The organism is Streptomyces sp. NPDC048349 (assembly GCF_040651925.1).
In the GTDB taxonomy this organism is placed as follows: domain Bacteria; phylum Actinomycetota; class Actinomycetes; order Streptomycetales; family Streptomycetaceae; genus Streptomyces.
The window spans coordinates 1-1,047 of the sequence record NZ_JBEZLA010000154.1 but is presented as its reverse complement, the minus strand read 5'-3'; the positions used below and the strand labels follow the sequence as shown (position 1 = coordinate 1,047).

Annotated in this window: 1 protein-coding gene; it reads right to left on the bottom strand. The window is 67.5% G+C overall.

The genetic code is table 11. The features are described from left to right. A partial coding sequence (locus AB0D44_RS34385) for a B12-binding domain-containing protein (RefSeq protein ID WP_362598854.1) occupies positions 1-1,047 on the bottom strand: 1,047 nt, incomplete at both ends.

Below are 1,047 nucleotides of genomic sequence, written 5' to 3'. Positions count from 1 at the left end.
CTCGTCGAGCCAGGAGGCGTAGTCCTTGAGCGGGATGCCCTTGACCACCCGGGTGCCCCAGAACGGCGGGGCGGGCACCGGGTTGTCCACGGCCACGTCGGAGCGGCCGCCCTCCTCGGGCTCCGCCAGGAGGAGCGGGGTCTCCCGCTTGGGTACGCGGCGCTGCTTGAGGGGCGGGAGCTCGACTCCGGGGACTCCGCGCTTGACGCCCATCAGGGCGTCCATCAGGCGCAGGCCTTCGAAGGCGTCGCGGGCGTAGCGGACTTCGCCTTCGTAGATCTCGTGGAGGTCCTGTTCGACGTAGGCGCGGGTGAGGGCGGCGCCGCCGAGGATGACCGGGTAGTCCGCGGCCAGCTTGCGCTGGTTGAGCTCCTCCAGGTTCTCCTTCATGATCACGGTCGACTTCACCAGCAGGCCCGACATGCCGATGACGTCGGCCTTGTGCTCCTGCGCGGCCTCCAGGATCGCCGAGACCGGCTGCTTGATGCCGATGTTGACGACGTTGTAGCCGTTGTTGGTCAGGATGATGTCGACGAGGTTCTTGCCGATGTCGTGCACGTCCCCGCGGACGGTGGCCAGCACGATGGTGCCCTTGCCCTCGTCGTCGGTCTTCTCCATGTGCGGCTCGAGGTAGGCCACCGCCGTCTTCATCACCTCGGCCGACTGCAGCACGAACGGCAGCTGCATCTGACCCGAGCCGAACAGCTCGCCGACGACCTTCATGCCCTCCAGCAGGGTGTCGTTGACGATGTCCAGCGCCGGCCGGGTCTGCAGTGCCTCGTCGAGGTCGGCCTCCAGGCCGTTCTTCTCGCCGTCGATGATCCGGCGCTGCAGGCGCTCGTCCAGGGGCAGGGCGAGGAGTTCCTCGGCCCGGCCCGCCTTCAGCGACTTGGTGTTGACCCCCTCGAACAGGGCCATCAGCTTCTTCAGCGGGTCGTAGTCCTCGGTGCGCCGGTCGTAGATCAGGTCGAGGGCGGTATTGACCTGCTCCTCGTCGAACCGGGCGATCGGCAGGATCTTCGACGCGTGCACGATCGCCGAATCCAG